The organism is Candidatus Aquicultor sp. (genome assembly GCF_054640775.1).
The window spans coordinates 1-4,845 of the sequence record NZ_JBTSLF010000183.1 but is presented as its reverse complement, the minus strand read 5'-3'; the positions used below and the strand labels follow the sequence as shown (position 1 = coordinate 4,845).

The window sequence follows — 4,845 nt, the reverse complement described above, 5'->3', positions numbered from 1 at the left end:
TGGCTTCAGAGGTTAGCAGCCATGATCAAGAGATCCGATTTGCGGTTATCGGCACGGGCAGAGAAGACAGTAAGGTTCGAGCCGTAGCTGAGGAGCTAGGTGTACTAAATAAGAATTTCTTTATGATTCCGGTTGCGCCAAAGTACGAAATAGCAGCCTGGCTATCTGCCGCTGACTTGGCCACGTCATTTGTTATCGACCTCAAGGAACTTTGGAACAATTCCGCGAACAAGTTTTTTGATACTTTGGCAGCAGGCAAGCCAATTGCTATAAACCACGAGGGATGGCAAGCAGATATAATCCGTGAAACAGGGGCTGGTCTCATCCTAAGCGCAAAAGACATAAACTCAGCAGCTTTGAATATACTTAACGCTGTTAGAGACAATGCATGGCTAGAGACAGCCGGTATGGCCGCAAAAAAATTGGCGGAACAACGCTTTAATCGTGAGCAAGCGGTTATCCAACTCGAACATATCTTAACAGAGACAGTGTACGAGAGCCGAACGAGGAAAGGCGAGCCCTTCCGTGTAATTAAAAGGATAATGAACCTGCTTGGAGCTATGCTGGGTCTCACCATTCTCGCTGTTCCTCTATTTATGATCGCATTTCTAGTCCGTAGCACCCTGGGATCCCCGGTGTTATTTCGCCAGGTGCGGCCCGGTTTTGGGGGCAAGCCTTTTACTATATACAAGTTTCGCACCATGAAAGAGTTAAAAGACCAGAATGGCGATTTGCTGCCGGACGAAAATCGACTTACATCTTTTGGAAACTTCATGCGCTCGACAAGCCTAGATGAGTTGCCTGAGCTGTTTAATGTCCTTAAGGGGGATATGAACCTGGTAGGGCCACGACCGCTTCTGATGAGCTATCTCGATCGCTACACCCCTGGGCAAGCTCGCAGGCATAATGTTAAACCCGGCATCACAGGCTGGGCTCAGGTAAACGGGCGCAACGGTCTCTCGTGGGAAGAGAAGTTCAAACTTGATATTTGGTATGTGGATAATTGGTCGATGCTACTAGACATAAAGATTTTGTTCTTAACGTTGATCAAAGTGGTGAAGCGTGAAGGGATTAGCGCAGAAGGATTTGCCACAATGCCTGAGTTTAAGGGGTCGAAGGAAGGAATGCGACAATGATAGCGGAGTTTATAAAACCATGCGATCCGCGTTGGACATCAGTACTCGCGCATGCTCGGCATGATTTCTATCATTTGCCTGAATACGTAGAGTTCACTGCTAAGCATGAAGGCGGCATTCCTTCTGCTTTTTACGCCGAGGCAGGGGATGATAGATTTTTAGCCCCGCTACTGATTAGGGATATCCCGGCGGAGCTTGGGGTAGGTGAAGGTTGGTATGATATTACGGCACCGTATGGATATCCATCGCCTATTTTGATTGCTCCCGAAGGCTCACCCTCGTTAGCGCATTTTCTGGAGGAATTTAAGCACAATTGTGTGGAGCAGGGAATCGTTTCTGCTTTCTTCCGCTTTCACCCTTTACTGCAACTTCCGGTTGGTGAATTGGCAAAAACTGGCACACTGGTGCATCACGGACAGACCGTCTATATAGACCTTACTTTGTCCGCTGAGGATATTTGGCAACAGATGAGACGTAGTCATAGGAGAAGTATTAAGCAGTTGCATCATGCTGGATTTAAGGTAACCGTCGATGATTGGAGTTTGTTTGATCAATTCATCGCCATGTATAGAGAAACTATGGAGCGTAGGTCTGCAAGCGAGTTTTATCTGTTTTCGGATAGTTATTTCTATGATCTACGTGACGCTCTCGGTGACCGCTTACATCTTCATACGGTAATCTCGCCAGAGGGGGAGGCTACTGCGGCTGGCTTATGTGTAGTCGTGGATGGTATTGTGCAAGACCATCTCGGGGCTTCTTGTAACAAGTACTTGCGTTTTGCTTCATCAAAACTAGGAACGGATTATCTTTGGCGTTGGGCAAAAGATGCAGGCCATAAAGTTGTTCATATGGGTGGTGGAGTCGGCGGTAATATGGATACCTTATTTGAGTATAAATCAGGATTTTCAAAATCTCGGGCCGATTTTTATACGTACAGAATGATCTTAGATGAAAGCAAGTATGCTATTCTCGTGCGTCATCGGATGGAATTAAGTGGCTTTGTGCAGGATAATAACTTTTTCCCCGAATATCGCAAACCATATGTAGCGGAACAGCATAAGCTAAGGGGCTTAGGGTAAGCGGCTTAGATTATCAGAAATATTTACGGTTATGTTTAGCGGAGGAAATATGATTATAGATAAAGCAGTAACAAGTCCAGCTACATTGCAATTTAGCCTAAAGGCGCAGGAACTAAAGCGGCAAGGCAGGCGAATTATCTCGCTTGGCCTTCGTGAGCCTGATTTTGAAACCCCCGAGCACATAAAAAAGGCCGCAATCGATGCATTGAACATGGGATTAACACGCTATTCCGCCGCGCAAGGCCTTCCAGAGCTGCGAGAATTAATTGCTGAAAAGCTTTACCGGGATAATGGGATTGAAGCGAGCGCAGATGAGATTGTAGTCACGCCGGGTGCAAGAAATGCCCTATACCTGGCCTGTGCTGCAACATTACGACCGGGCGATGAGGTTATCAACTTTACCCCTTGCTATGACGGCAATATATCGATTATTAAGATTGCCGAACCACAGGCGATCGTCCACAATGTGCCTTTGAAAGGGCTAGATTTCGTAATTGATAAACAACGTATCGAATCACTCGTCAATCCAAAGACAAAGCTTATTGTAATCAACTATCCCAACAACCCCACCGGTAGGATGCTGCTCGACGACGAAATCGAGTTTATCGTGAGGGTAGTGAGGGATAACGAACTATATCTTATCTCCGATGAGATATACGAAAAAATCACCCTTTCAGATAAGAAACACATTTCGCCGGCATCGTTTGAAGACATACGGGAGAAAATAATAACGGTTAATGGTTTTAGTAAAGCGTATGCCATGACCGGGTGGCGAATCGGTTACGTGCATGCCAATAAAGAACTAACCGCTTTAATGCTCAAGCTTAACTTGCAGCTTAACGCCAACACTGCGGCGTTTATCCAGAAAGCTGCAATCGCGGCGTTAACGGGTTCGCACACCCACCTCGATGAGTTTATCGAAAACCTCAGGGCTAGAAGAAAACTCTACGAGGAGTTAATCGCCAGCAACGTACATCTTGCGGGCTCATATCCTGAAGCTGGCTTTTTTACATTTCTTGATATATCGAGCACGGGATTATCCTCAGATACGTTCTGCACCCAGCTTTTGGAGGAAACCGGTGTTGCGATGCTACCGGGGATATCTAATGGTCCTGAATTCGACACCTTCTGCAGGATCTCGCTTGCCAACGCGACTGAGATTATTTCGGAAGGGTTTGAAAAGTTGAGTGATTTTGTCGATGGGTGGGTGAGACATGGGCGATAGTGTCAGGGTATTGCTTACCAAACCTTATTTTCCAGAAGATATCGTGCATCTACGTGCTCATCTACTTGAGAACGTTAGCATTGTAAGCCCACAGGCGTTTACTGATGCCGCGATGGCTGATGCCGTTAAGGATGATATTCACGTATTATTCGGCCCCTATGTCTCGGAGGCCGTGCTGAATAACGGCAGGTCACTACGACTTATCCAAGTACCATGGGCTGGAGTAGATGTGGTGGACTTCGAGCTGCTTAGAAGATATAACATCCCGGTGTGCAACTCGCACAGTAACGCTGATGTCGTTGCCGAATATACGGTCGCTCTTATGTTGGCGATTGCAAAGAAGATTCCATTTCACGACCAACGGCTGCGGCAGGGGAAGTGGTGTAGGCCGAAGCGAGGCGATGGAGTATTCATGCCGCCCGTTATGATCAGTGGCAAGACCATAGGGTTTGTTGGTTACGGCGAAATCGCGCAGGCTATTGCCAAGATGCTCTCGGGATTTTCCGTTAAGCTTATAGCTGCCGCCCGCCGTGATCGAGCAGATACGCCCCCACCACTAGCTTTTCTTGGGGGGTCCGACGATATGGAGTTTGTGGTAAGCGAGTCCGATTTTCTTTTTATTACACTACCGTTGACCGATGCAACAAGAGGCTTGTTTAATGAGCATTTACTGGCAAGCATGAAACCCTCAGCTTACTTGATCAATATTTCGCGTGGTGAGGTTGTCGATGAGGATGCCCTCTACGCTGTCCTTAAAGAAAAACGCATCGCCGGTGCTGCGATCGATACCTGGTATAACTACCCGAAATTGGATAGCCCGGACGTTCTGCCATCGACGAAGAATCAGTTTCATATGCTCGACAACCTTGTTCTTTCACCACACCGGGCGGGGTTCGCGGAGGGTCGCTTACCCCATCTTGATGGTGCGATTGAAAATATTAACTGCCTGGCGACAGGAAGACCCCTCATCAATATTGTTGATGTAGAGGTCGGCTATTAGTCACCGATCGCCAATGCTCTCTATATGAATGAGCGGTTAGGAGGACCATTAAGTTCATGAACGTATTATTAACCTGTGCGGGGCGTCGCAATTACCTGATCCAATATTTCAGAGACGCTTTGAACGGCCAAGGAAAGATATATGCGGCAGATACTAATCCAGATGCATCGGCTTTGCAAGAAGCTGACGGGTATTTCATCGTGCCTCCTGTAGGCCATCCGGAGTATTTCGATATCTTGAGGGATATCTGCGATAAGCACCAGGTTCGCTTACTGCTATCGCTCAACGATTTGGAGCTGCCATTACTCGCAAGACAGCGCGAAAGCTTTCTTGAGATAGGGACTATACCTGTTATATCGGCACCGCATATCATCGATATGTGTTTTGATAAATATCGGGCAGAAG

At 47.1% G+C, this 4,845-nt stretch carries 4 protein-coding genes and 1 pseudogene; all 5 read left to right on the top strand.

Going from position 1 to position 4,845, the window contains the following annotated elements:
* Positions 1–560: 560 nt before the first annotated feature.
* Entirely contained in the window at positions 561–1,136 is a 576-nt protein-coding gene (locus ACYC56_RS12230) for a sugar transferase (RefSeq protein ID WP_461374460.1), read from the top strand.
* Positions 1,133–2,215: a peptidoglycan bridge formation glycyltransferase FemA/FemB family protein gene (locus ACYC56_RS12225; protein ID WP_461374459.1), complete on the top strand. Its 1,083-nt coding sequence runs from the start codon at positions 1,133–1,135 to the stop codon at positions 2,213–2,215. Before ACYC56_RS12230 ends, ACYC56_RS12225 begins: the two co-directional genes overlap by 4 nt.
* A gap of 49 nt (positions 2,216–2,264) precedes the next feature.
* Positions 2,265–3,440 (top strand): pyridoxal phosphate-dependent aminotransferase, encoded by a 1,176-nt coding sequence (locus ACYC56_RS12220; protein ID WP_461374458.1) that lies wholly within the window; start codon positions 2,265–2,267, stop codon positions 3,438–3,440.
* Complete coding sequence (locus tag ACYC56_RS12215) at positions 3,430–4,440, top strand: 2-hydroxyacid dehydrogenase (protein ID WP_461374457.1); 1,011 nt, start codon at positions 3,430–3,432, stop codon at positions 4,438–4,440. Before ACYC56_RS12220 ends, ACYC56_RS12215 begins: the two co-directional genes overlap by 11 nt.
* Before the next feature lie 56 nt (positions 4,441–4,496).
* Positions 4,497–4,845 (top strand): annotated as a pseudogene (locus tag ACYC56_RS12210) (ATP-grasp domain-containing protein); the annotation flags it as partial.

What these genes read in the sequence shown, in the direction of transcription:
- ACYC56_RS12230 (WP_461374460.1), top strand. Translation starts at nt 561, where the DNA reads ATGCTGGGTCTCACCATTCTCGCTGTTCCTCTATTTATGATCGCATTT.
- ACYC56_RS12225 (WP_461374459.1), top strand. Translation starts at nt 1,133, where the DNA reads ATGATAGCGGAGTTTATAAAACCATGCGATCCGCGTTGGACATCAGTA.
- ACYC56_RS12220 (WP_461374458.1), top strand. Translation starts at nt 2,265, where the DNA reads ATGATTATAGATAAAGCAGTAACAAGTCCAGCTACATTGCAATTTAGC.
- ACYC56_RS12215 (WP_461374457.1), top strand. Translation starts at nt 3,430, where the DNA reads ATGGGCGATAGTGTCAGGGTATTGCTTACCAAACCTTATTTTCCAGAA.